We start from the raw sequence: 540 nt of genomic DNA on the forward strand, positions 1-540 counted from the left end.
AGCTGCCCGTTGTTCAGCGCCTCTCCCGCGGATACCACCGTCTTCAGACTGAACTCCTGACCCAGCAGCAGCGCCTGGTAGCTCGGCGGCAAGGTCACCAGTTCGATCGACTCTGACTGAAGCAGCCTCCCCAGGGAGGGCAGGTCCAGTAACACCGATTTCGGTGAAAGAACAAGACAGCCGCCGTGAAGCAACGTGCAGAATATTTCATGACACGACGCATCAAAGCTAAAGCTGGCAAACTGGAATACCCGGATACCCGCATGAAGGTTCAGCGGGGCCTGCTGGTTATACATCAGGTTCACCACGCTCCCGTGTTCGATCATTACCCCCTTCGGACGCCCTGTTGAACCCGAAGTATAGATCACATACGCCAGGTCTTCCGAACGAACTTCAGCAGGCACCGGCCCCGACGGATAAACCGACAGCAGCTCCGATAAACTGTCCAGGCTTACCACCAGCGCATCCGGGCTCGCTTCCGAAAGCTGATCCTGGTAGACACTCTCGCCGAGGATCAGCGATGCTCCGGTATCCTGAAGC

Annotated in this window: 1 protein-coding gene; it reads right to left on the bottom strand. The window is 57.4% G+C overall.

Translation table 11 applies throughout. The features are described from left to right. Positions 1-540, bottom strand: a 540-nt coding sequence (locus AC1DRQ_RS32075) for an AMP-binding protein (protein WP_477430294.1), incomplete at both ends; no start/stop codon positions are given.

The organism is Mucilaginibacter sp. P4_E8 (assembly GCF_056401495.1).